Below are 23,416 nucleotides of genomic sequence, written 5' to 3'. Positions count from 1 at the left end.
TTACTTCGACTCCTTCTCTTTGTAAATTTCATACTGTTCTTTTAAGTTTTGAGGCATTTCATCGTACATGATTTCCATCAAATCAGTAACAGATTGTTTTTCAACTTTATCAGCTGCTTTAATTGCAGTTTTGATTTCGTCTTTCGCACGTTCGATTACTTCGTTTTCTTTTTCTTCATTCCATAAGCCTTTAGCTTCTAAGAATGCTCTGAAACGAACTAATGGGTCTTTTTTCTCCCAATCAGAATCTTCATCTGAAGTTCTGTAACGTGTCGGGTCGTCCCCAGCCATTGTATGCGGACCATAACGGTAAGTCATTGTCTCGATTAATGTAGGACCCTCACCATTAACAGCACGGTCGCGTGCTTCTTTAGTAGCTTGATATACAGCTAATGGATCCATACCGTCTACTTGAATTCCTGGGATACCTACTGCAATTGCTTTTTGAGCTAATGTTAAAGCTGCAGTTTGTTTGCTTCGTGGTGTAGAGATTGCATAGTTGTTGTTTTGAATTACAAAGATCGCTGGCACTTTATATGCAGAAGCGAAGTTGATACCTTCGTAGAAGTCACCTTGTGATGAACCGCCGTCACCAGTGTAAGTGATTGCTACTGCTTTTTTACCGCGTTTTTTCAATCCTAATGCAACACCGGCAGTTTGAATGTATTGTGCACCAATGATGATTTGAGGACTGAATGCGTTAACGCCTTCAGGGAACTGGTTACCTTTAAAGTGCCCTCTTGAGAATAAGAAAGCTTCTGTTAATGGTAAACCATGCCAAATAATTTGAGGAACATCACGATAACCTGGTAAAATCCAGTCTTCTTTTTCAAGTGCATATTGAGATGCAAGTTGTGATGCTTCTTGACCAGCAGTTGGAGCGTAGAAACCTAAACGTCCTTGTCTGTTTAAAGAAACTGAACGTTGGTCTAGAACACGTGTCCAAACCATTCTTTCCATCAACTCAACTAATTGTTCATCAGTTAAATCTGGTACTAAGTCTTCGTTCACTACATTACCTTTTTCGTCCAATACTTGGACCATCTTAAATTGTGCTTCAGTATCTTTCAATACTTGCTCAGCGTCGAATTGGGCTTGTAACTTCGGAGCCATTCAATTCACCATACCTTTCCCGTATAATAGAAAATTCATTTCATCCATAAATTAGTATATCATACATTATTAAAACTGTTAAACGAATTATAAAAGTTCTGTATCACTTGTGTTAAGTACAGTTGTAGAACCTGTACCAGTCAAATATCTATAACTGTACCATTGTTGTTTACTTAATCTGTTGTGCTGCTTCCATTTGTTTTCCGCGTTCATCACGTGTCTTGCTGTAGGCTTTGATTTTTTTGTTTACGTCTTTGTATGAGTCGTCAATCGCTTTTGTTTTCTCATCAATTTGTGATTGATTTGCTTGTCCGTTTGATTTTACGATGTATTCAAATAAATCTTTTTCTTTATCTAAGCTGTTTTTATATGCTTTTGCGTAATCATCATGTGCTTTATAGTTTTTCTCAACGGCTTCATTTGTTTTTTCAATTGCTTCTTTTCGTTTTTTGTTTCGAAGATCTTTTGTTTTCTTTTTAGCCTCTTCGAATTTTTTCTCAGATGCATCAAATGCTTGTTCTTCTTTTTTGAACTCATCTTTGCGCTGATCGATATTTTTAACAATTTTCTTAGATGTATCTACTACCTTACTTGTATCTTTACCATTAATCTTCTTAGCTAAATCATTTTTCTCATTAGTAAGTTTATTCAATTTTTCGCCGACTTTTACGGCTGTATTTTCTTTTTCAACTGCTTGTTTAAGTGTCTTGTTGTACTCTTTAATGTCATGGCTGTCTGTTGTACAAGCGCCTAATAATAGAGAGGATGCAATCACTAAACCTAATGTTTTATTAACTTTCATGCTTCAATATACCTCCTTGGGGATTTCAATAATGATGTTAATTAATTTTAAGCTATTTCGCAAATACTTTTCTGTTCTATCTCGATATTTTTTGTTATATTTTAAAATAAGGACGGTGTATGACATGATTACAATGAAAGATATAATCCGAGACGGACATCCAACACTTCGTGCTAAAGCAGAAGAAGTGAAATTTCCTTTATCAGAAGAAGATCGCAATAAATTATTAGAAATGCATGAATTCTTAATCAACAGTCAAGATGACGAAATCGCACGCAAATACAAACTACGTTCAGGTGTAGGTATTGCTGCACCGCAATTGAATATTTCAAAACGTATGCTTGCTGTACACTTGCCAGATGACGGCAACGGCAAATCTTACGAATTAATGCTGATTAATCCTAAAATTGTCAGCTACAGCGTTCAAGAAGCTTACCTTCCTACTGGCGAAGGCTGCTTAAGCGTAGATGAAGATATTCCAGGTTTAGTGCATCGTCATAACCGAATTACTGTCAAAGCCAAAGATATCGACGGCAATGATATTAATTTACGTCTTAAAGGCTATATCGCGATTATCGTACAACATGAAATCGATCATTTAGACGGTATCATGTTTTATGATCATATTGATAAAGAAAACCCGCTTCAACCTCACGAAGATGCCATCCGTCTTTTTGATGAATAAGCAAAACCAAAATGAAGAGGCCCATAAACTATGCGGCCTCTTTTTGCATGCTGTTTAACAGATTTTGTTATTTCTTTCTTCATAATAGCGAATCCAATCTTCAACTGTTATTTTTTCGCATAAATCCGCAATCAAGTCATACGGGATATTTTTCGGATTCGACATCCGTACACAACTCTTCCCCATATTCAGTTTAGTCGGTACTTCTTGTTCATATCTATGGATAAACCACGTTTTTAAATCTTCATCACCGTATAGTCCCATATGATACAAACCGATAAAATTTTTCTGTGCTGCTATACTCACAAAAGGCAACGGTACATCTGGATTGCCTAAATAACCTTGTGGATAGCGTTCTAACGGTACTGCAAAAGTCGGCATACCATATTGCATCACCGGTTGGAATCCTTTTGGCAAATGCTTTTGTATCACATCAAACAGCTGCACAAATGCAGGGCGCCGCTTTTCATCAATCTGTGCAATGTAAGCTTCTATCTCTGTCATCCCATCGCTCCTTTAATTTTAAATAAATACATCTTTTCGCAATTGATACTTTACATTTAATTCATCCAATCCTTTTGTGAGGGATTGCATCATTGATTCATCTACCCATTCTGGATCATGATGATGTCTGATAAAGTGCTGATTGCCAGAAACATTATCAACAACTTGGCGGTATTCGAAAAACATCAGAATTTCTTTTCCGCGTTTTTCAAATACAATCCCTTTTAAAATCTTGTCTTTTCTTTCTTTTTCCCTTTTTACATCTTCAAGAATACGTTTTGTATTACTCATTGTCCTCACCCGCTTTTCAACGTTATTCATTCGCACAACATCACATTTTCTCTTTGTTTTATTTTACCACAACCTTTTTTATGTTCCTTTCAAGAGAATGAGGACTGATGTTTGTGCTATGAGAAGTAAAACCGCTTTATTTATTGAATTACATCATGTAAAATGAATAATAACTGTAAATGTATATAGGAAGCTATCATACATTGCAAACAAGAACGTCATTCATAACAAACCTAGCAAACATACTGGGCAGTTAAGCTGGTATGTTGTATTTATTTTCAGATTAAACAAAATGTACCAACTTCAAATAATGAACTAGGCTTGAATTTACTATAAATATGATTAACTGAACAAACTTAGGAGGAAATTATAAACTATGGCAATTTACAAAGTATTTTTTCAAGACGACAAATCAGAAGTAATCGTACGTGAGAACACACATACGATTTACGTAGAAGGCAACTCAGAAGAAGAAGTAAGAAAATATCTTAAAAACAGAAACTATAACATTGAGTTCATTACTAAATTAGAGGGCGCACATTTAGAATATGAACAAAAATCACCTGATTATAAAGTGGAGCATATTCAATAATGAAACAACTCAAAAACAATGAGGTCGGTGTATACGCACTTGGCGGTCTCGGTGAGGTCGGCAAGAATACGTACGCAGTTGAATATAAGGATGAAATCGTTTTAATCGATGCCGGAATCAAATTCCCGGATGATAACCTGCTTGGTATCGATTATGTCATCCCTGACTATTCTTATCTTGTACAAAACAAAGATAAAATCATCGGCCTGTTTATTACACATGGACATGAAGACCATATCGGCGGTGTGCCCTTCTTATTAAAAGAACTTAACGTACCGATTTATGGCGGTCCATTAGCACTTGGTCTGATCAGAAATAAATTAGAAGAACATCATTTATTAAGAACAGCAGAATTGCATGAAATCACTGAAGACAGCGAGATCAACTCTAAACACTTCAATGTATCATTTTATTTAACAACACACAGTATTCCTGAAGCATACGGTGTGATTGTAAGTACACCAGAAGGCAAAATTGTGCATACAGGCGATTTCAAATTCGACTTTACACCTGTAGGTACACCGGCAAATATCGCTAAAATGGCTAAATTAGGCGAAGAAGGCGTATTAGCATTATTATCTGATTCAACTAACGCACTCGTGCCTAACTTTACATTAAGCGAACGCGAAGTCGGTCAAAACGTTGATAAAATCTTCCGCAAATGTACAGGCAGAATTATCTTTGCGACATTCGCATCGAACATCTACCGTGTACAACAAGCAGTAGAAGCTGCGATTAAATACAACCGTAAAATTGTTGTTTTCGGACGTTCTATGGAAAACAACATCAAAATCGGAATGGAACTCGGCTATATCAAAGCACCGCCTGAAACATTTGTCGAACCTAATAAAATCAACTCAGTCCCTAAACATGAGCTCTTGATTTTATGTACAGGTTCTCAAGGTGAACCGATGGCAGCTTTATCACGTATTGCGAATGGTACTCATAAACAAATTAAAATCATCCCTGAGGATACAGTGGTATTCAGTTCATCCCCTATCCCAGGCAATACTAAGAGCATCAACCGTACTATTAACGCTTTATATCGTGCAGGTGCTGAAGTTATTCACAGCAAGATTTCAAACATTCATACGTCTGGGCACGGTTCACAAGGCGATCAGCAATTAATGCTGCGCTTAATCCGTCCTAAATACTTCATGCCGATTCATGGTGAATACCGTATGTTGAAAGCACATTCGCAAACAGGTATTGAATGCGGTGTTGATGAAGATAACGTATTTATCTTTGATAATGGCGATGTCTTAGCTTTAACTAGAGACTCTGCACGTAAAGCCGGACGTATTCCTTCAGGTGATGTCTTAGTAGACGGCAGCGGTATCGGAGATATCGGCAATGTTGTCATCAGAGACCGTAAGTTGTTATCTGAAGAAGGTTTAGTCATTGTTGTGGTAAGTATTGACTTCAATACCAACACATTACTTTCTGGACCAGACATCATTTCTCGCGGTTTTGTGTACATGCGCGAATCCGGACATTTAATCTATGATGCACAGCGCAAGATTAAAACAGAAGTGATTTCGAAATTGAATCAAAACAAAGAAATTCAATGGCACCAAATCAAATCTTCTATCATTGAAACGCTGCAACCATATTTATTTGAAAAAACTGCACGTAAACCAATGATTCTGCCTGTTATCATGAAAGTAAATGAAAACGGTGAACAAGTAACACCAACGAAAAAACCAAAATCATCTAGACCTAAACGTTCGAATAAAAAATCAAACGGCGACAACAAACAAAACAACCGCAGCAGCAAAGATAATCATAAACATGCGACAAACAAACGCCGTACGAACAATGCAAATAAATCACGCAATCCAAGAAGCCGCAAACCGCATCACAAAAAAGAGGCTTCAAAACAAAACCAAAAAGAATCACAAGCTAAACAAGACTAATACAGTGTAAGCTAAGCACTTTAGTAGATAAGAAAAGCACATTCCGCGGAATGTGCTTTTTGTTTGCTTATATTTTCTATATTTATAAACTTTCTTAAATTGAGTTAGTGGACGAGTTTTTTCTCGAAACGGTTCAAATCATTATCATGACCAATCATAATCAGGATATCTCCTAATTCGATATTCATATTAGGATCTGGCGAAATAATAACATCTTTGCCGCGCTTAATCGCAATAATGTTGATACCGAAGTTCGCACGAATATCCAAGTCTACAATCGTTTGACCTGCAATACGTTCGTTGGCTTTCGCTTCAACAATTGAATATTCATCCGCAAGTTCAAGGTAATCCAAGACACTTGCACTCGCGATATTATGAGCAATACGACGACCCATATCACGTTCTGGGTGTACGACTAAGTCAGCACCGATTTTATTTAAAATCTTAGCATGGTAGTCATTTTGCGCTTTCGCAATAACTTTTTTAACGCCTAATTCTTTTAGAATCAAAGTCGTTAATGTACTCGTTTGGATATTTTCACCAATCGCAACAATGACTTGATCAAAGTTGCGGATCCCTAAACTTTTCATAACCGCTTCATCTGTTGTATCAGCAACCACTGCATGTGTCGCAATTTCACTGTATTCATTTACACGGGCTTCGCTTAAATCAATCGCCATCACGTCCATGCCTAATGCATTCAATTCACGGACAATACTGCCGCCGAAACGCCCCAATCCTATAACAACGAATTCTTTTTCCATAGCAACCTCCACAAAATAAAAGTGAGATAAGGCAATGAACGCTTTGCATCATTTACAGATGCATACGCTGCCTCACCTCACCTAAGACTCAATATCAATAATGACCTTCATCATTTTTACCTTCAACATAATCTTTGTTGAAGATGAATAATCTCATTAATAATATTAACGATGGAACAAGCAAAAGTAAACCAAGAATTGCCGCAATGGTTAAAGCAAGTGCCATTGTATCATTTGCACTGTGCAGTTCACCATTGATATATGGGTATAAAATGTACGGCCATTTACTGATACCATAACCTGCTACGGCTGTACCCATTTGTGCAATCACAAGCATAAATACTGTTCCAGGTGATTTTTTCATTATAGATAAAATCCATGCGGCCAACAAGCATAAAATACTTAATACAAACAGCCACCAATATTGGCCGACCATAGTGTCAAAGTGCTGTTTGTTTTGAGAACGCAATGTGATGAAAGTAAATAAAGAAACTAAAGCCATCGGAGGCCCCCAGAAAATAAACCACATGCGTATAATATTATAACCTTTCATATTTTCTGCTTTACGTGCATAGTAAGCAAGGAAACCTGCTGAAATATACATGACGGATATTAAGGATAAGAAGACAACAGCCCAAGCAAACGGACTGAAGAATAAATCTACCCAGTTTAAATCCACACCTGTACCTGTGTTGGTCTTATGGATATAACCGCCTTCAGAAATAACAAGTCCCATACTTAATGCGGCTGGAATAAATAAACCAGAAACACTATGCAATACGAGCCAAGAGAATTTCGAATCTGGTCCGTAGTTTTGGAAAGCGTAGAAACTGCCGCGAATCGTCAGCAAGATCAACGCAATAGAACCAGGCACTAATAAGACTGAACCATAGTAATAAGCGAAGTCCGGGAAGAACCCGACAATTCCCACTGTGAAGAACACTAAGAACACGTTCGTAACTTCCCAAACCGGGTTTAAATAGCGCCCGATCAACGGAACTAATGTACTTTCAGTGCCTCTTAATTTCGATTGTAAAATGAAGATACCTGCCCCAAAATCAATCGAACCTACGATAATATACAAGAATAGGAATAGATAAAGAACAATCATACCAAACGCTGTGATACTCATGATGCTTCACCTCGGCTCTCTTCTAATTTTTCAACGTCTTTATACGGCGGGTTATTCTTGAACATACGTATTAAGACATATGTCGCAGTGAATAGAATAATAAAGTAAACCACACCAAAGGCAATCGTTACACCCGTCAAGCCGCCCGCACGTGTTGCGGCTTCAGATACTCTCATATAGCCTCTTATAATCCACGGCTGACGACCCATCTCTGTTAAGAACCAACCGAATTCAATAGATAACATTGCGGCAGGTCCTGTAAGCAAGATAGCGTATAATAAGCTTTTATGTGTTGAGAAATTGCGCCATTTTTTAACAACCCGTGTCAGTATATAAACACCTGAAACAACTAAACAGAAGATACCGCCGACCACCATTAAATCAAAGAAATAGTGAACGATTAAAGGGGGTTGTTCATCTTTAGGGAAACTGTTCAACCCTTTAACTTCTGTTTTGACATTATTGTCTGATAAGAAGCTTAGTAAGCCAGGCAGTTTAATGGCACCTTTGACTTCTTGTGTCTTTTCATCCAGCACACCAAAGAGTACCAAATCCGCGTTTCTCTCATCTTCAAAATGCCACTCATATGCGGCTAATTTTTCAGGTTGTTCGTTATGCAAGAACTTCGCTGACAAGTCCCCTGCCAACATTGAACCTAAAGTAAAGATTAAGCCGACTGTCATCGTCAGTTTCAAAGCCTTTTTATGATAAGCTTTATCTTTTTCAAATTTGCCTTTTAATAACTTAAATGCCGCAATCGCAGCTAAGATAAAGGCCATTGTCATAATTGCAGTTGTAATCACGTGGAATGCTCGAACTCCGAAAGAGCCGTTGAACATTGCTGAGACGGGATCTACATAAAGCATTTTGCCATTAGACATTTTAAATCCATCCGGCGTATTCATAAATGAGTTAACAGAAGTGATGAAGAAGGCAGATAATGTACCGCCCAGCACAACTGGAATACTCATAATCAAATGCGTCCATTTGTTTTTGAAACGTTCCCATGTATAGAAGTAAATACTTAAGAAAATCGCTTCAAAGAAGAATGCAAAGACTTCCATAAATAACGGCAAGGCTATCACGTGTCCTGCAACTCTCATAAATTCCGGCCAAAGTAATGACAATTGAATTTCAATAATGGTACCTGTCACAACACCGACAGCTACGGTAACCGCATAACCTTTGGCCCACCTTTTAGCTAATGTAATATATTTTGCATCATTTCTCTTAATTCCAAGAAACTCCGCAATCGCAAACATAAGCGGCATGCCTACCCCTATTGTCGCAAAAATAATATGCACAGCTAAGGTCATACCGGTTAGAAATCTGCTTAATTCTACTGCTTCCATGATATCACCCTGTTCTCTTTATATTTGGTTACTGTACAATGCCCGCAATGCTTTAAAGACAGCATTTTACACTTTTTTGTACATTCAGATTCATGCAGTAAGCTTGATTTTTATATTTCACTTTAATAAAGTTAAGTCATCAATTTATTGAAAGGAAAGATGATTAATGACAAATGTCGTAGTTTATACTCAAAACGAATGTCCGCCTTGCCAATTCATTAAACAATATTTCGATCAGCATCAAGTTGCGTATACAGAGAAAAATATCTCTAATACAGAATACCGCAATGAAATGATAGATTATGATGCTTTTTCAACACCTTTTATCTTGATTGACGATATACCTATGTATCAAGTCGACTTGGATAAAATTAATGAATTGCTGAAAATTGAAGGAAATTAAAGTGAATTTGAATGCACACTATTAATATCTACCATTAAATTAAGACTTTTAAACAAAAGCAAGCGTACATAGGCACAGTACCCATAATGTTACGCTTTATTGTGCTAGTTTACAATCATTCTAATCAAGAATTCAATAATATCAAATAATTATTTAAACTTTCGTCACAATTTCGTAATACCTAAGTTTATTTCTAACAAATATTAAAAACTATGTATATTGATTGGAATACTCAACTAAATGAACATACAAAAAAACCGTGAAAATGGCACGCATCATTCACGGTTTTATTTTATTAATTAAGCATTTTGTGTATATTCATTAACAAGTGCTACAACTTCGTCAGATGTTGCACAGTTGACTGCTTTTGCTGCTAGTTCTTTCATTTGTCCTTCGCTTAATTCTCTGATTAAACGACGTGCTTTAAGAATAGATGTTGCACTCATTGAGAACTCATCTAAACCAAGACCTAATAATAAAGGAATTGCAGTTTGGTCTCCGGCCATTTCACCGCACATACCAGTCCATTTGCCCTCAGCATGTGATGCTTCAATTACACGTTGAATTAAACGTAAAATTGCTGGGTTGTATGGTTGGTATAAGTATGAAACGCGTTCTGACATACGGTCAGCAGCCATTGTATATTGAATTAAGTCATTTGTTCCGATACTGAAGAAGTCTACTTCTTTAGCGAAGACATCTGCAAGTGCTGCTGTAGATGGAATTTCTACCATGATACCTAATTCGATATCATCTGACACTTCAACGCCTTCATTTTTAAGGTTTTGACGTTCTTCTTCAAGCAATGCTTTTGCATCGCGGAATTCTTGAATTGTCGCAACCATTGGGAACATAATGTTTAATTTTCCGTAAACAGAAGCACGTAATAACGCACGTAATTGCGGACGGAAAATTTCAGGTTGTGCTAAGCACAAACGAATAGCACGGTAACCTAAGAATGGGTTCATTTCTTCAGGCAAGTCAAGATAAGGAAGTTCTTTATCTCCACCAATATCTAAAGTACGAACAACAACACGTTTGCCTTCCATTGCTTCAAGCACAGCTTTGTATGCTTCGAATTGTTCGTCTTCAGTCGGCATTTGATCGCGTCCCATATATAGGAACTCAGTACGATATAACCCAATACCTTCTGCACCATTTTCGATTACACCTGGTAAATCGTTAGGTGTTCCGATGTTGGCAGCTAATTCTACATGATGGCCGTCTTCTGTTACAGATTCAGCATCACGTAATTTTTGTAATTCTTTTTTGTCTTTGAAGAAGTTGTCGCGTTTTTCTTGGTACTCTGCCACTACATCTTCGCTTGGATTGATAATAACATCACCTGTCATACCATCTACGATAATGATGTCGCCTGCTTCCACTTCTTCTGTAATAGATTTAGTACCTACTACTGCTGGAATTTCTAATGAACGACTCATGATGGCAGAGTGAGATGTTCTGCCTCCAATGTTAGTTACGAATCCTTGCACATATTGTTTGTTAAGTTGTGCAGTATCTGAAGGTGTTAAGTCATTCCCGATAATGACAACACTTTCATCAATGATACTTGGATTTGGTAAATCCACACCTAAAATATGTGCTAATACACGTTTAGATACGTCGCGGATATCTGCTGCACGTTCTGCCATGTATTCATTGTCCATTGATTCAAATATTGTGATAAATTGATTTGAAACATCTGTTAATGCTTGTGCCGCATTAACATTTTCATTTTTGATTTTGTCTTCAATAGGTTGGATAAGCTCTGGATCTTCAAGTACTAATAAATGTGCATCGAAGATCGCAGCTTTATCTGCGCCTAATTGTTGTTCAGCATTGTTTCTGATTTTAGTCAATTCAACTTTTGATGTGTTAAGTGCGCCGTTAAATTTAGCAACTTCAGCCTCTGTATCAGTGATCGTTTCATTATCAAACGTTAAGTCAGGTTCTACTAATAAATAGGCTTTTGCGATTGCAACACCGTCAGATGCTGCAATCCCTTTAATTGTTTTAGCCATATTATTTAGTTAAGCCTTCTTTTGATAAAACGTCAGTGATAGCTTGAATTGCATCAGCTTCGTCGCTTCCGTCAGCATAGATAGTGATGTCAGCATCTTTACCTACGCCTAGGCTCATAACACCCATAATTGATTTTAAGTTGACTTTTTTGCCGTTATATTCTAATTGAATATCTGAATCAAATTTTGAAGCTGTTTGTACAAGCATTGTAGCTGGACGAGCATGAATACCTGTTTCGTCAATGATAGTGTATGATTGTTGTTCCATAATAATCTTTCTCCTTCGCATCCATTAATTGGTGATAAGCTCACCTGAACATTATTACACCTTAACATTACCAAAATATGCCTCTAAATTCAATTTGTTTAACCCTTGCAGAGACATGATTTTAGTGTTTTTGTGAAAATATGCACAATTATTTTGCTTACTGATTCTCTAATAACTTTTTGGTAACGTTTTCACATTTTTGAATGTGATCTTCGCCCATTTTCTTCATAAAGTAATAACTGATTGAAGCTGAAATCGCTTGCCCAACAAATGGGAACCATTTCGTCTGTTTTGCTGCTGTTCTTTTCGCAACATCTCTGACAATTATTTTCAAGATACCTTTAGAAATTGTTCTGCCGATAAATTGACTGCCTTGGATAGATGCCGCAGCTAACACACGTTCTTTCAAGTCATCACTCATACGATTCACTTGTTTATGATCTACACCGTAAATTTTATTGATATCTTCAATAATATCTTTCATCAGCTTCAAGTCGACACCGAAACCTAAACCTGGAATCGGAACGATACTTGCTGTAGATGATAATAATGATTTCTTTCTTACAAGTTCTTCAGCGCGTTCGCGTCTTTCCTGCAAGTCTTTTTCATTAACAGGTAATCTCCCTTTTTTTGAAACAGGGTCGATTTTAAAGACTTTATGACCGATTTTATCAGTCGTGCCTTTAACAAATTTATCTTTTATCCCCATATTTTAATCCTCCTCTATTATTACTTCTTCCTCTTTATGTGATACCCGAACGAAGACGACTTTTAAATATTTGGATGGCTTGAAATGCGGATGTGTTTTGAAATCTTTTGGAAGTCCCATAGCTTCTTCAATCTCAAAATCAACATTTTGCTCGTTCAGCGTCTTTTTAATCATGTTTTTAAACGCTTTTGAAGTCAGTGCACTTGAGTTAGTACTTAAAATTAAAGTGCCGCCATCGCTGAGTATAGGCAATGCCTCTTCGATTAATTTGTGATAGTCTTTTTGCACAGTGAACACTTTCTTTTTATTGCGTGCAAAACTTGGCGGATCAATCACAATTGTGTCATAAAGTTTGCCGTGTCTTGCCGCATAGTGATAAAAGTCAAACGTATCCATCACATAAATATATTGTGTTTTCGGGTCTATACCATTTACCCCAAAATTCTCTTCCGTCAAACTTCTTGAGCGGTTAGCTAAATCGACACTCGTTGTTTCTAACGCTGTTTGTGCCGCAATGACTGAGAATGCGCCTGTATAACTGAATAAGTTTAATACGCTGCGCTCAGGTGCATAAACATCTCTTAATTTCTTTCTGACTTCTTTTTGGTCTAAGAAAATACCTGTCATAGGTCCATCATCTAAATCAACATTATAAAATGTAAAGTTCTCTTCGATGACAATCGGGAATTCAGGTGCTTCACCTGTCACAAAGCCGCTTTTTACATCACTATCTTTAAAGCGTGTCTTTTCGAAAATAGATGTATACGGAAACACAGCTTTGATTGCTTCCAGTACATTATATCTGAACTTATAAATACCTTTTGAATACCATTGAATCAACAAGTGACGATCATAATAATCAATCGTCAAACCGCCTACACCGTCTCCTTCAGCGTTGAATAGTCGAAACGCATTTGTACCATCGATATCAAAATAATATTGTCTGTAATCTAAAGCCGCTTCAAACATACCTTCAAAGAATGAAGTATCGATTGCTTCTTCCGCATCATAACTTAATACCCAGCCAAGACCTTTATGCTGGCGACCCACGTAAGCTGTCGCAATATAACGGCCATCATCAGTAATGATATGAAAAATATCCCCGTCTTTTAAATGACTATGTTCAAAAATGTCTTCTTCATCTACTAAAGGATACTGGTTCAAATATTTTTGTTCTTTTCCTTTATTTAAAATTGCTGTCTTCATAATTATTATTCCGCCTTCTATGTGTAGTTACTTTCATCTTAACTTATAATACAGTCCCTTTCTAAACAGAACGACTAAAAAAATAAAAAAAGCCGAGAAATCTTCATTTGATTTCTCGACTTCAGCTCGTTGTTAATGGTCCGGTGTTCTTAATTGCATAATAAATGCAATGGTTACCGCAACAAGCATTATAAATAAAATCGGTGTGATAAAAATTGATAATAATAAGCCATGAATCATGATATTTACGAATTCAGTAAGTAATTTGAAGAACAAAATACTTACCATGAAGAGTTGTGCATAGTACAGTTTGCCGCGTAAGAAATGCGTCAATGTTGTAATAATATAAGCGATGATGACAAGCAGCAATAGGAATAAAGTCACCCATTCAATAACATAAGATGTCTGTGACAATTCCCAGTCGCCTGACATAAACAATCCATTACGGTTGTTCAATTCTAATAATGTGAATAAGAACAGAATCGTTCCGCAAATCAACTCTACAATACCTGGTTTGATCCATTTCGGACGACGCATCCAATTCGGAATATCGTCTTCTTGCAAATCAATTTTATCTTTAATTGTCTTTTTAATTTTATCTCTTTTTGTTCTGATTTTCTCTAAGTCAATGCTTCTGCGTGTACGGTGTGTGAATTCTTGGGTACGTTCTTGAATTTCACGCAATTGTTCTTTCGTTTGGCTGATTGCACCATTTTTATCAGTTCTAGAGTATTCCATCTCTTCTCCAAGTTCTGCTTTAGTTAAAGGCAATGAGCGTCTTAGGAATAAGAAGTTCCAAATCGACATTTGGCCTAAACACCACATCACTAAGAAGAACGCATTGACACTTAGAATATCAATCAATGCAATTTCATGACTCTCTATTCTTCCGTATAACGAAATCTGAGATATTAAATAACTGATACCATACGTACAGATGATCCATAAATAATGTTCCTTCTGATGGTCGCTGTTAAGTTCGTCCTTATAAACAATATAGCCGATATGCACAATGAACGGGATAATAAAGATAACTGCGAAGAAACCGTAGACTTGTGTCATAAAGACAATTGTGATGAGGAAGAAAAAGATTCCTATTATAAGGAAGAAAATTGAAATATCATAATCATATTTTGTCGTGAAAAATAACAAATAGCCGATCCAAAGCAATGCAACGCCGAATAAGATGATTAAGATGGCGCTGATGATTGGGAAATGGCCGATAAATTGACTCATAATCCGGATAATTTCAATAAAGAATGCATTGATGAAATCCCACACATTATTAATATGTAAGTCAACCTTGCTCCCCTTAGCAAGTTTATGGATGAATGATAAATTGAGCAGTACAATGATGCCAATTAAAAGTGAAACAATGCCAATAATCAAACTAAAAATGATCTCAGCGTGCTTCTTTATATACGACATGTTTTTCACCTCATAGTTATTATATATGAACAGACGTGTTGTGTCTTTAAAAATTATAGTAAATCATTCTATGGTAGTATATTAGAATTGGTCAGCACACTCAATCCTTTACTTTTGTTTTTACACAAATTTAATCTTTTGTCATCTTTATTCAATACCCGTTCTTATAAGGATGAATCGCAAAATGACCTTGACATCTAGTACTAAAAAGCATACATTTATTATAAATCAAATGAATAAATGCACTAGGGGTGTTTCGAACTGAGATGAAGCACATGCTTCAAACCCTTCGAACCTGATCTAGCTTGGACTAGCGTAGGAAAGTGCGGAAGGTGAACCGGTTGTCGATTGAGGGTGGTACCGGTTTGTTCCGATGCCTATTTCACGCTGCTTGCTAGACAAGTTTGCGTGTTTTTTATTTTTATAGGAGGAATTGATTCATTATGTCAAAAGGGCTTAAACTTTCAGATATCTTAGTTACTGTGTTAATCGCAGTCATCTTTGCTATCATTTACAACATTTGGAACCTTGTATACAAAGCAATGCAAGTGACTGGATTGCACTTAGAAGAATTATCTTATGGTATGTGGTTTGCCGCAGCTGTTGTTGCTTACCTGATCATTCCTAAAGCAGGCGTCGCTTTACTCGCTGAATTTGCTGCGGGTGCTGGTGAAACAATCGTCATGGGACGCTTTGATATTGCAACAATTATTTACGGCTTGCTTCAAGGTTTAGCATGTGAAATTATTTTTGCGATTTTCCGTTATAAATCACGCAAATTAATGGTGGCAGTCATTGCTGGTTTAGCAGCTGCACTTGTTACTTTCCCAATCGACTTCTACTATGGTTATCTTGGTGAAGTTGCAGGATGGAACTTATTCTTATATGTGTTCTTCCGTTGTATCAGCGGTATTGTATTAGCAGGGATTTTCCCATACTACCTTGTCAAAGCACTGGATCAGACCGGAGTTACCAAACTCTTCCGCCCTGCTTCTAAAAAAGATTACGACAATTTGTAAGGAGATATTATCTTGTTACTTGCTCAAAATTTACGACTCAAATATCCAAATGCACAAAATAAAATCTTTGATGGTTTAAATATAGAAATACCTGACAAACAAAAAGTCTTGCTTTTAGGTCCGTCAGGCTGCGGCAAAAGTACTTTGCTTAATGTATTAAGCGGTATTGTACCGAACTTGATTGAATTGCCTATGAAGTATGATGATTTAAAAGCAGATTTAAACAGCGGTGTGATTTTCCAAGACCCGGATACACAGTTTTGTATGCCTAAAGTATATGAGGAATTAGCATTCGTATTAGAGAACAAACAAGTACCGCGTAAAGATATGGATGCATTAATTCAACGTGCTTTAGAATCTGTAGATTTAGAAGTAGGTCCAAAACAAACCGTGTCTCAATTAAGCGGCGGTATGAAACAAAAATTAGCTATTGCTGAAACGGTACTCCAAGAAGCAGATACCCTCTTCTTGGATGAACCGACCGCTATGCTGGATGTAGATGCGACTGAGGATTTATGGAATAAAATCAAAGAGATGTGGCAAGATCAAACTGTACTCATCGTTGAGCATAAAGTAGAACATATTTGGGAACATGTCGATCGTGTCATATTAATGGGCCACGGCGGCCATATCATTGCTGATGACACACCTGAGGTAATATTGAACCAGCATGAAGATTTATTGACAGAATACGGCGTTTGGCACCCTAAAGCTTGGGACCATGCACCACAACCAAATTTAAACGCTGCTGCACCTTTAAAAGCACGCTTTAAGTATACAGAGGGTGAAATTATCAGAGGCAAAAAGACATTGATTCAAGTCCCTGACTTTGAAATCGGTGATGGCGAGTGGATTACGATTACCGGTAAAAATGGCGCAGGTAAAACTACTTTATTAGAATCGATGATGCAGCTGATTAAATATCGCGGTGCCATGTCCTATGACGGCCAACCGCTTCACAAAATTAAAGAAGCCGCCCAGCATATGTACTTGGTCTATCAAAATCCAGAGCTGCAATTTATCACAAATTCAGTTTATGAAGAGATTTTCATCAACTTCAGCGGTCCTGATGCAGATGCAGAAACAAAACAACTGATAGAAATGTTGAATTTAGAAGCTGTTCAAGAACATCACCCGTTCGAATTATCTATGGGTCAAAAACGTCGATTAAGCGTCGCAACAGCGTTAAGCTCTCATGCTGATATTATTTTGTTAGATGAGCCGACGTTTGGTTTAGACAGCCGCAACACATTTAATTTATTATCGCTTTTCCAAAAACGTGTTGCACAAGGACAAACCATTATAATGGTTACCCACGACCCGCATATTATCGAGCGCTACCCTACAAGACGTATCGAGTTGCGCGACCATATGTTATGTGAAGATGAGCTTTTTGAAATGGAAGGTGAAGACAATGTTTGAAGCATGGAAAAAATATTTCACCTTCGTAGATGAAGTCAATATCATTACCAAATTAGGATTAGGTATTTTCTTATTCTTCTTTGTCATCTTTATACACAACTTTGATGTGATGATTTATTTAACCGTTCTGATGTTTTTATTCTTACTCATCTTTGGCGGTATGAAGTTTAAGATAACAGCACTATTTGTAGTTTATACGATACTATTCAGTATCATCTCAGCACTGTTTATGATTTTCTATGGTGATGGCACACATACACTATTTAAATTAGGATTTATTCATATTACGACAGAAAGTTTAGTCAGAGGTCTGCATTTATCAATGCGTACAGATACTGTAACTTTCTTTGGAATTGTGATGGCATTCACTTCTCAAATTGTGATGATCTTCTACAGTTTAATGCAGCACTTAAAAGTAAAACCTAAAGTCGCTTATGCATTTATGGCAGCGATACGTATGGTTCCTTTAATCATCAGTTCGTTTGTACAATTAAGAAAATCATTGAAGATGCGCTATCGTATGGTGGATAAATCTAATTACAGAGGCTTTAAACGCATCAAGCATTTGATGATTCCTCTGTTAAGCCAAAACATCCGAAAAGCACATCAGCTCTCTGTTGCGATGGAGAAAAAAGGATTTAAAGATGGTCCGAGAACTTATTATTACTACGCACCATTTAGTTATCGCGACTTGATCTTTATCTTGCTCTTCGCCGCAATATTAATCATTGCTATATTATTAGCACATTATGTGCCGATTACAGGCATCATGGATGTACGTGGTTGACACATTTCGATGTAGTTTTTAAAATAGCTATCGGGCTGTTAGTCGTCGAGCTGCAGCCCAATCAATATTTACATTTTCATTCATCCATATTTTTCCCAGCAGTAGACGGTTACCGATTCGACCGTTTGCTGCTTATTTTTATAATAACTAGCATATCTTTTTTTAGTTAATACACCCTATTATAAATGCTATAATTAAGGTAATCAGATTTACACATACGATGGGAGGCAATTTTCATGAAGAAACGTAACGATGCATACGAAAAAGGCTACCAACAAGCCGTAAGAGAAATTGAAACCATGACAAAACTAAAAAATAAAAAACGCCGACTTAACCGTTTTATCAAAAAACGCAAACGTGCTTGGCGCTTCCGCCAACTTTTCAATAAACACAGCTCTCGCTTTGTGGCTGGCTATAAACAAGCCTATATCGATATGGCAAAATCAACACCTGATGAGTAAGGGATATACCCCTTGCTCATTTTTTATAACAAAACAATAGTAATAGATGTGCAATCGTATTATGTAAGTAATTCATACATATTTAAATTGGTGCAGACACACGACTAACTTAATAAAAAAACCAACCAAACAATTCAGAGAAAAAGTTTGGTTGGTTTAATGTATAATCAATTATTGTTCGTGTTTAATTGCTTTATCACAGATATCTCTGCGATAGAATAAGCCGTCACTTTCAATGGCATCTGCTTTTTTATAAGCTTCTGCTTTTGCTTCTTTGACAGTTTTGCCTTCACCAATGACTAAGATGACGCGGCCGCCAGAAGTAACGTAGTCGTCGCCTTCTTTTTTCAAACCGCTGACAAATGTGCTGCCGTCTAAATTGAAGCCTGAAACTTTAACGCCTTTTTCGTAAGCACCTGGATAGCCTTTAGAAGCAAGCATCACGCCTGCGACTGCTTCGTCTTTCCATTTGAATTCAATTGGTTGACGTGCTTCTAAATCTAAGATGTGCTGCATCAAGTCGCTTTCCATACGCGTTAAGAGTACTTGTGCTTCCGGATCACCAAAACGAGCGTTAAATTCAATGACTTTCGGTCCTTCTTCTGTAAGGATAGCACCGATATAAAGAACACCAAAGAATGGATACCCTTCTTGTTGCATCGCTTTTGCGATAGGTTGTGCAATTTCTTCATTCGTACGTTTTAATACGTCTTGTGAGATATGAGGTACTGGACAATAAGCACCCATACCGCCTGTATTCGGCCCTTTATCACCGTCATATGCACGTTTATGGTCTTGTGCAATCGTATCAAACGGTACTGCATAGTCACCATTGACGAAAGTCATTACAGAGTATTCTTCACCTTCCAAGAATTCTTCGAAGACCACTTTACCTTCTTCTTCTGGATAAAGTATTTCAACACCATCTTTTGCTTCTTCGCGTGTCATCGCAATAATAACACCTTTACCTGCAGCTAAACCATCTTTCTTCAAGACAACTGGAATTTTACAGTCTTCTACATACTTTAATGCTTCTGTTTTAGAATCCACTTCAACATACTCAGCTGTCGGAATACCATATTTTTCCATGATATGTTTTGCAAAAGCTTTAGAGCCTTCGATTTGAGCAGCAGCTGCGCCTGGTCCGAAGACTTTAACACCCGCTTCTCGCAATTTATCGCCTAAGCCTTCAGTTAACGGTTGTTCAGGACCTACAACTGCCCATTCAACACCATTTTCTGCAGCAAATTTCACGATTTCATCATGTGCTGTTTCAACGATTTCACCATGCACTTCAGCTACAGTTTCCATCGCTGCATTTCCAGGAATTGCATACACTTGGTCAACAAGTTCAGATTGATTTAATTTATGGGCAAGAACATGTTCACGTCCTCCGCCCCCGATAACTAATACTTTCATCTTGAGCATTATCCTCCTGAATGATTAATGTTTGAAGTGACGTACACCTGTCATTACCATCGCAATGCCGTGTTTGTCAGCCATATCAATTGAGTCTTGGTCTTTAATAGAGCCGCCTGGTTGGATAATTGCTTTAATACCCGCTTTAGCAGCTAATTCTACTGTGTCATCCATTGGGAAGAAACCATCAGAAACCAAAGCAACATTGTCGTTGATTTCAATTGCACGTTCAATTGCAATTTCTGCAGATCCGACACGGTTCATTTGTCCCGCACCGATACCTACTGTTTGATGATCGTTGCTTAAGATAACGGCATTACTTTTAACCGCCGCAACAACTTTCCAACCTAATTCCATTGCTTTCCATTGTGCTTCTGTCGGTTCAGCTTTTGTGACAACTTTCATATCGTCGCGTGTAATTGTTTTAGTATCTTTATCTTGAACTAAGTAGCCGCCTGAAACAGAAACAAATTCTTGTTCATCATGGTCTAATGTCATATCTACTTCTAATAAGCGGATATTTTTCTTTTGAGTTAAGACTTCAAGTGCTTCATCTGTGAATGAAGGTGCAATCACAACTTCTAAGAAGATGGAATGTAATTTTTCAGCTAATGCTTTTGAAACTGGACGATTGACCGCAACGATACCGCCGAAGATAGATTGGCTGTCTGCTTCATAAGCATTTTGATAAGCTTCTTCGATTGATTCGCCCACACCAACACCGCAAGGGTTCATGTGTTTCACTGCAACAGCAGCCGGTCCTTCGAATTTCTTAACTAATGCGAGTGTTGCGTCCGCATCTTTGATGTTGTTAAAGCTTAATTGTTTCCCGTGTAATTGTTTAGCGCCTGCAATAGTATTATCTGCATCTGAAGTACGTACAAAGTAAGCAGTTTGTTGAGGATTTTCACCATAACGCAACTGTTCTTTGTTTTCTTTAAAGAAGTTCACAATAGCATTATCATAATCATTTGTATGTTCGAATACTTTAATCATTAATGATTTGCGGAAGTTTTCATCTAAAGTATTGTTTTTCAAATGTTCAATAACTGTATCGTAGTCTGCTGGATCTACAACTGTTGTCACATGTTTAAAGTTTTTCGCTGCTGCACGCAACATTGTCGGTCCGCCGATATCAATATTTTCAATCGCATCCATTTCAGTAACATCTGGATTTGCGACTGTTTCTTTGAATGGATATAAGTTCACAACAACCATATCAATCAAGTCGATACCTTGTTCTTTCAATTGTTTCAAATGTTCTGGTTTATCGCGATCTGCTAAGATACCGCCATGTACTGCAGGATGTAAAGTTTTAACACGGCCATCCATGATTTCATCAAATTGTGTTAAGTCTGAAACAGATTTAACTGGTACACCCGCTTCATCTAATGCACGTTTTGTACCGCCTGTTGAATAAAGTTCATAATCTAACTCAACTAATGATTTGGCGAAATCTACAATGCCGCTTTTATCTGATACACTTAAAATTACTTTTTTCATGATAGAAATTGCCCCTCTTATCGAATAATTTTTGCGATGACTCTAGGATAAAGTTCATATTCTAAATTTTTAATACGTTCTTCTAGTTGTGCTTTGGTATCATCCGGATGAATCTCACAACGACTTTGCTCGATAATCTCACCAGTGTCCATACCGCTGTCTACATAATGTACGGTTGACCCTGTTTCTTTATCTCCGCTTTCATAAGCTTGGCCGATAGCGTCAATACCTTTAAATTTAGGCAATAATGAAGGATGAATATTTAAAATTCGTCCTTCATAAGCCTCTAATAAGTCTGGACCGATTAAACGCATATAACCGGCTAAGACGATCCATTCTACTTGTTCTGCTTTCAGCAGCTTTATTAATTGTTGTTCGTATTCTTTTTTAGAATCAAACGTTTTAGGGATTGTCACATGCACAGGCACACCTAGTTGCTGTGCACGTTCAATCGCATAAGCATCATCATGGTCTGTGTATAATGCTGTGACTTCAATATTTTGCAGTTGTCCCTCTTTGACACGTTGTACGATGTTTTCAAAGTTGCTGCCAGAACCTGACGCAAAGATTGCTACTTTAGTCACGCTTTAACCCCCGTTAATTCGATTGGTTCTTCTTTACCTTCAACAATTTTACCGATTTGATAAGCAGTAACATTTTGTGCTTTCAAAATGTCTAACGCTTTATCAGCATCTGCTTCATCTACCACTAAAGTGAAACCAATACCCATATTGAAGATATTGTACATTTCTTCAGTGTCGATGCCTGCTTCTTGCAACCAGTCAAAGATTTTCGGAGTAGTAAAAGATTGCACATCAATTTCAGCTGTAACACCTTCAGGCAAAGCACGCGGAATATTTTCATAGAAACCGCCGCCAGTAATATGTGTCATCGCATGCAATTTCACTTGTTCTTTAACAGCTAAGACAGGTTTCACATAAAGACGTGTAGGTTCTAAGAAAGTCTCTAAATACGTACGTCCGTTATCGAACTCTGCATTTAAATCAACACCTGATTCTTTGATTAAGTGACGCACTAAGCTGTAGCCGTTTGAATGGATACCGCTTGATGCTAAACCAAGGATTACTTGGCCAGGTTTGACAGATGAACCATCGATATAGTCATCTTTCTCAACAGCACCTACCGCAAATCCAGCTAAGTCGTATTCGCCTTCATGATACATTTCGCCCATTTCAGCAGTTTCTCCGCCGATTAAAGCAGTGTTTGTTTCTTCACAGCCGTCACTGACACCTTTAACAATTTGTTCGATGACTTCTGGTACTACTTTGTTTGTCGCAATGTAGTCAAGGAAGTAAAGCGGCTCAGCGCCAGTTGTTAAAATGTCGTTGACACACATAGCGACTGCATCGATACCGATTGTGTCATGTTTGTCATTGTCGATTGCTAATTTCAATTTAGTTCCAACACCGTCAGTACCTGAGACTAAGACAGGTTTTTGCATGTTTAATTGTGATAAATCAAACGCTGCACCGAAACCTCCTAATCCGCCAAGCACCTCTTTACGCATTGTACGTTGCACATGGCTTTTCATACGTTCTACTGCTTCATAGCCGGCATGAATATCTACACCAGCATTTTTATAAGACTCTGCCACAGCT

Annotated in this window: 24 protein-coding genes and 1 riboswitch; of the genes, 8 read left to right on the top strand and 16 right to left on the bottom strand. The window is 37.4% G+C overall.

Translation table 11 applies throughout. From position 1 onward, the window contains the following. The gene (gene pdhA, locus C7N65_RS07225; RefSeq protein WP_105993806.1) at nucleotides 1-1,113 is read right to left on the bottom strand and encodes a pyruvate dehydrogenase (acetyl-transferring) E1 component subunit alpha; all 1,113 of its coding nucleotides are present in this window, start codon (nucleotides 1,111-1,113) and stop codon (nucleotides 1-3) included. Nucleotides 1,114-1,282: 169 nt separating this feature from the next. Continuing rightward, nucleotides 1,283-1,915, bottom strand: a complete 633-nt coding sequence (locus C7N65_RS07220) for a YkyA family protein (RefSeq protein ID WP_105993805.1) — start codon at nucleotides 1,913-1,915, stop codon at nucleotides 1,283-1,285. 124 nt (nucleotides 1,916-2,039) lie between these two features. On the opposite strand from C7N65_RS07220, the gene def reads away from it, so the two are divergent. Beyond that, on the top strand, nucleotides 2,040-2,600 hold the full coding sequence (gene def / locus C7N65_RS07215; protein WP_105993804.1) for a peptide deformylase: 561 nt from the start codon (nucleotides 2,040-2,042) through the stop codon (nucleotides 2,598-2,600). A gap of 54 nt (nucleotides 2,601-2,654) precedes the next feature. On the opposite strand, the gene C7N65_RS07210 is transcribed toward def, so the two are convergent. Then, nucleotides 2,655-3,104, bottom strand: coding sequence for a DUF1801 domain-containing protein (locus tag C7N65_RS07210; protein WP_105993803.1), 450 nt, complete (start codon nucleotides 3,102-3,104; stop codon nucleotides 2,655-2,657). A gap of 18 nt (nucleotides 3,105-3,122) precedes the next feature. After that, nucleotides 3,123-3,395, bottom strand: a complete 273-nt coding sequence (locus C7N65_RS07205; RefSeq protein ID WP_105993802.1) for a hypothetical protein — start codon at nucleotides 3,393-3,395, stop codon at nucleotides 3,123-3,125. A 376-nt stretch (nucleotides 3,396-3,771) separates the two neighbouring features. Between C7N65_RS07205 and C7N65_RS07200 the strand changes: the two genes are divergently transcribed. Next, nucleotides 3,772-3,987 carry a DNA-dependent RNA polymerase subunit epsilon gene (locus tag C7N65_RS07200; protein ID WP_105993801.1) on the top strand — a complete coding sequence of 72 codons (216 nt, stop codon included), beginning with the start codon at nucleotides 3,772-3,774 and terminating at the stop codon, nucleotides 3,985-3,987. After that, nucleotides 3,987-5,903 (top strand): ribonuclease J1, encoded by a 1,917-nt coding sequence (rnjA, locus tag C7N65_RS07195; RefSeq protein WP_105993800.1) that lies wholly within the window; start codon nucleotides 3,987-3,989, stop codon nucleotides 5,901-5,903. The genes C7N65_RS07200 and rnjA overlap by 1 nt, the downstream gene beginning before the upstream one ends. Nucleotides 5,904-6,007: 104 nt before the next feature. Here the strand turns inward: rnjA and C7N65_RS07190 are convergent, their stop codons facing one another. From C7N65_RS07190 to C7N65_RS07180, 3 genes are all read right to left on the bottom strand, one after another. Beyond that, nucleotides 6,008-6,667 (bottom strand): potassium channel family protein, encoded by a 660-nt coding sequence (locus C7N65_RS07190; RefSeq protein WP_105993799.1) that lies wholly within the window; start codon nucleotides 6,665-6,667, stop codon nucleotides 6,008-6,010. A 94-nt stretch (nucleotides 6,668-6,761) separates the two neighbouring features. After that, nucleotides 6,762-7,799, bottom strand: a complete 1,038-nt coding sequence (locus C7N65_RS07185) for a cytochrome d ubiquinol oxidase subunit II (RefSeq protein WP_105993798.1) — start codon at nucleotides 7,797-7,799, stop codon at nucleotides 6,762-6,764. Beyond that, on the bottom strand, nucleotides 7,796-9,151 hold the full coding sequence (locus C7N65_RS07180; protein ID WP_105993797.1) for a cytochrome ubiquinol oxidase subunit I: 1,356 nt from the start codon (nucleotides 9,149-9,151) through the stop codon (nucleotides 7,796-7,798). The genes C7N65_RS07185 and C7N65_RS07180 overlap by 4 nt, the downstream gene beginning before the upstream one ends. 166 nt (nucleotides 9,152-9,317) lie before the next feature. Between C7N65_RS07180 and C7N65_RS07175 the strand changes: the two genes are divergently transcribed. After that, entirely contained in the window at nucleotides 9,318-9,554 is a 237-nt protein-coding gene (locus C7N65_RS07175) for a glutaredoxin family protein (protein WP_105993796.1), read from the top strand. Nucleotides 9,555-9,853: 299 nt separating this feature from the next. Here C7N65_RS07175 and ptsP read toward each other — a convergent pair whose 3' ends face one another. From ptsP to auxA, 5 genes are all read right to left on the bottom strand, one after another. Then, the gene (gene ptsP / locus C7N65_RS07170) at nucleotides 9,854-11,575 is read right to left on the bottom strand and encodes a phosphoenolpyruvate--protein phosphotransferase (RefSeq protein ID WP_105993795.1); all 1,722 of its coding nucleotides are present in this window, start codon (nucleotides 11,573-11,575) and stop codon (nucleotides 9,854-9,856) included. Between the two features lies 1 nt (nucleotide 11,576). Further along, nucleotides 11,577-11,843 carry a phosphocarrier protein HPr gene (locus C7N65_RS07165; RefSeq protein WP_105993794.1) on the bottom strand — a complete coding sequence of 89 codons (267 nt, stop codon included), beginning with the start codon at nucleotides 11,841-11,843 and terminating at the stop codon, nucleotides 11,577-11,579. Between the two features lie 157 nt (nucleotides 11,844-12,000). Continuing rightward, nucleotides 12,001-12,552: a DUF697 domain-containing protein gene (locus C7N65_RS07160; protein WP_105993793.1), complete on the bottom strand. Its 552-nt coding sequence runs from the start codon at nucleotides 12,550-12,552 to the stop codon at nucleotides 12,001-12,003. A 3-nt stretch (nucleotides 12,553-12,555) separates the two neighbouring features. Next, a complete protein-coding gene (locus C7N65_RS07155) occupies nucleotides 12,556-13,758 on the bottom strand; it encodes a class I SAM-dependent rRNA methyltransferase (protein ID WP_105993792.1) in 1,203 nt (400 codons plus the stop codon). Nucleotides 13,759-13,890: 132 nt separating this feature from the next. Then, complete coding sequence (auxA, locus tag C7N65_RS07150; RefSeq protein ID WP_105993791.1) at nucleotides 13,891-15,186, bottom strand: lipoteichoic acid stability factor AuxA; 1,296 nt, start codon at nucleotides 15,184-15,186, stop codon at nucleotides 13,891-13,893. Nucleotides 15,187-15,423: 237 nt separating this feature from the next. After that, nucleotides 15,424-15,525, top strand: a riboswitch (TPP riboswitch). Nucleotides 15,526-15,629: 104 nt separating this feature from the next. On the opposite strand from auxA, the gene C7N65_RS07145 reads away from it, so the two are divergent. The 4 genes from C7N65_RS07145 (at nucleotide 15,630) to C7N65_RS07130 (ending at nucleotide 18,875) form a co-directional block, all read left to right on the top strand. Next, nucleotides 15,630-16,205 (top strand): ECF transporter S component, encoded by a 576-nt coding sequence (locus C7N65_RS07145; RefSeq protein WP_105993790.1) that lies wholly within the window; start codon nucleotides 15,630-15,632, stop codon nucleotides 16,203-16,205. A 12-nt stretch (nucleotides 16,206-16,217) separates the two neighbouring features. After that, a complete protein-coding gene (locus tag C7N65_RS07140) occupies nucleotides 16,218-17,627 on the top strand; it encodes an ABC transporter ATP-binding protein (protein ID WP_105993789.1) in 1,410 nt (469 codons plus the stop codon). Beyond that, nucleotides 17,620-18,414 (top strand): energy-coupling factor transporter transmembrane component T family protein, encoded by a 795-nt coding sequence (locus C7N65_RS07135; protein WP_105993788.1) that lies wholly within the window; start codon nucleotides 17,620-17,622, stop codon nucleotides 18,412-18,414. The genes C7N65_RS07140 and C7N65_RS07135 overlap by 8 nt, the downstream gene beginning before the upstream one ends. 236 nt (nucleotides 18,415-18,650) lie before the next feature. Next, nucleotides 18,651-18,875 carry a hypothetical protein gene (locus tag C7N65_RS07130; RefSeq protein ID WP_105993787.1) on the top strand — a complete coding sequence of 75 codons (225 nt, stop codon included), beginning with the start codon at nucleotides 18,651-18,653 and terminating at the stop codon, nucleotides 18,873-18,875. A gap of 171 nt (nucleotides 18,876-19,046) precedes the next feature. On the opposite strand, the gene purD is transcribed toward C7N65_RS07130, so the two are convergent. Genes purD through purM form a run of 4 tightly spaced genes read right to left on the bottom strand, consistent with a single transcriptional unit; the run spans nucleotide 19,047 to nucleotide 23,412 of the window. Next, complete coding sequence (purD, locus tag C7N65_RS07125; protein WP_105993786.1) at nucleotides 19,047-20,294, bottom strand: phosphoribosylamine--glycine ligase; 1,248 nt, start codon at nucleotides 20,292-20,294, stop codon at nucleotides 19,047-19,049. A 24-nt stretch (nucleotides 20,295-20,318) separates the two neighbouring features. Then, nucleotides 20,319-21,797: a bifunctional phosphoribosylaminoimidazolecarboxamide formyltransferase/IMP cyclohydrolase gene (gene purH / locus C7N65_RS07120; RefSeq protein WP_105993785.1), complete on the bottom strand. Its 1,479-nt coding sequence runs from the start codon at nucleotides 21,795-21,797 to the stop codon at nucleotides 20,319-20,321. A gap of 17 nt (nucleotides 21,798-21,814) precedes the next feature. Beyond that, nucleotides 21,815-22,381: a phosphoribosylglycinamide formyltransferase gene (purN, locus tag C7N65_RS07115; RefSeq protein WP_105993784.1), complete on the bottom strand. Its 567-nt coding sequence runs from the start codon at nucleotides 22,379-22,381 to the stop codon at nucleotides 21,815-21,817. Next, on the bottom strand, nucleotides 22,378-23,412 hold the full coding sequence (gene purM, locus C7N65_RS07110; RefSeq protein ID WP_105993783.1) for a phosphoribosylformylglycinamidine cyclo-ligase: 1,035 nt from the start codon (nucleotides 23,410-23,412) through the stop codon (nucleotides 22,378-22,380). Before purM ends, purN begins: the two co-directional genes overlap by 4 nt. Nucleotides 23,413-23,416: the final 4 nt, after the last annotated feature.

It is taken from the genome of Staphylococcus simulans (genome assembly GCF_002994445.1).
In the GTDB taxonomy this organism is placed as follows: Bacteria; Bacillota; Bacilli; order Staphylococcales; family Staphylococcaceae; genus Staphylococcus; species Staphylococcus simulans_B.
The sequence above is the reverse complement of the archived record's forward strand: the minus strand, read 5'-3'. Positions and strand labels throughout refer to the sequence as shown.

Excerpts from the sequence above, each read along its gene's own strand:
- C7N65_RS07190 (WP_105993799.1), bottom strand. The coding sequence starts at position 6,667 with ATGGAAAAAGAATTCGTTGTTATAGGATTGGGGCGTTTCGGCGGCAGT.
- rnjA (WP_105993800.1), top strand. The coding sequence starts at position 3,987 with ATGAAACAACTCAAAAACAATGAGGTCGGTGTATACGCACTTGGCGGT.
- C7N65_RS07205 (WP_105993802.1), bottom strand. The coding sequence starts at position 3,395 with ATGAGTAATACAAAACGTATTCTTGAAGATGTAAAAAGGGAAAAAGAA.
- C7N65_RS07165 (WP_105993794.1), bottom strand. The coding sequence starts at position 11,843 with ATGGAACAACAATCATACACTATCATTGACGAAACAGGTATTCATGCT.
- def (WP_105993804.1), top strand. The coding sequence starts at position 2,040 with ATGATTACAATGAAAGATATAATCCGAGACGGACATCCAACACTTCGT.
- C7N65_RS07220 (WP_105993805.1), bottom strand. The coding sequence starts at position 1,915 with ATGAAAGTTAATAAAACATTAGGTTTAGTGATTGCATCCTCTCTATTA.
- C7N65_RS07145 (WP_105993790.1), top strand. The coding sequence starts at position 15,630 with ATGTCAAAAGGGCTTAAACTTTCAGATATCTTAGTTACTGTGTTAATC.
- C7N65_RS07210 (WP_105993803.1), bottom strand. The coding sequence starts at position 3,104 with ATGACAGAGATAGAAGCTTACATTGCACAGATTGATGAAAAGCGGCGC.
- C7N65_RS07200 (WP_105993801.1), top strand. The coding sequence starts at position 3,772 with ATGGCAATTTACAAAGTATTTTTTCAAGACGACAAATCAGAAGTAATC.
- auxA (WP_105993791.1), bottom strand. The coding sequence starts at position 15,186 with ATGTCGTATATAAAGAAGCACGCTGAGATCATTTTTAGTTTGATTATT.
- pdhA (WP_105993806.1), bottom strand. The coding sequence starts at position 1,113 with ATGGCTCCGAAGTTACAAGCCCAATTCGACGCTGAGCAAGTATTGAAA.
- purH (WP_105993785.1), bottom strand. The coding sequence starts at position 21,797 with ATGAAAAAAGTAATTTTAAGTGTATCAGATAAAAGCGGCATTGTAGAT.
- C7N65_RS07135 (WP_105993788.1), top strand. The coding sequence starts at position 17,620 with ATGTTTGAAGCATGGAAAAAATATTTCACCTTCGTAGATGAAGTCAAT.
- ptsP (WP_105993795.1), bottom strand. The coding sequence starts at position 11,575 with ATGGCTAAAACAATTAAAGGGATTGCAGCATCTGACGGTGTTGCAATC.
- purD (WP_105993786.1), bottom strand. The coding sequence starts at position 20,294 with ATGAAAGTATTAGTTATCGGGGGCGGAGGACGTGAACATGTTCTTGCC.
- C7N65_RS07130 (WP_105993787.1), top strand. The coding sequence starts at position 18,651 with ATGAAGAAACGTAACGATGCATACGAAAAAGGCTACCAACAAGCCGTA.
- C7N65_RS07180 (WP_105993797.1), bottom strand. The coding sequence starts at position 9,151 with ATGGAAGCAGTAGAATTAAGCAGATTTCTAACCGGTATGACCTTAGCT.
- C7N65_RS07160 (WP_105993793.1), bottom strand. The coding sequence starts at position 12,552 with ATGGGGATAAAAGATAAATTTGTTAAAGGCACGACTGATAAAATCGGT.
- C7N65_RS07155 (WP_105993792.1), bottom strand. The coding sequence starts at position 13,758 with ATGAAGACAGCAATTTTAAATAAAGGAAAAGAACAAAAATATTTGAAC.
- C7N65_RS07185 (WP_105993798.1), bottom strand. The coding sequence starts at position 7,799 with ATGAGTATCACAGCGTTTGGTATGATTGTTCTTTATCTATTCCTATTC.
- C7N65_RS07175 (WP_105993796.1), top strand. The coding sequence starts at position 9,318 with ATGACAAATGTCGTAGTTTATACTCAAAACGAATGTCCGCCTTGCCAA.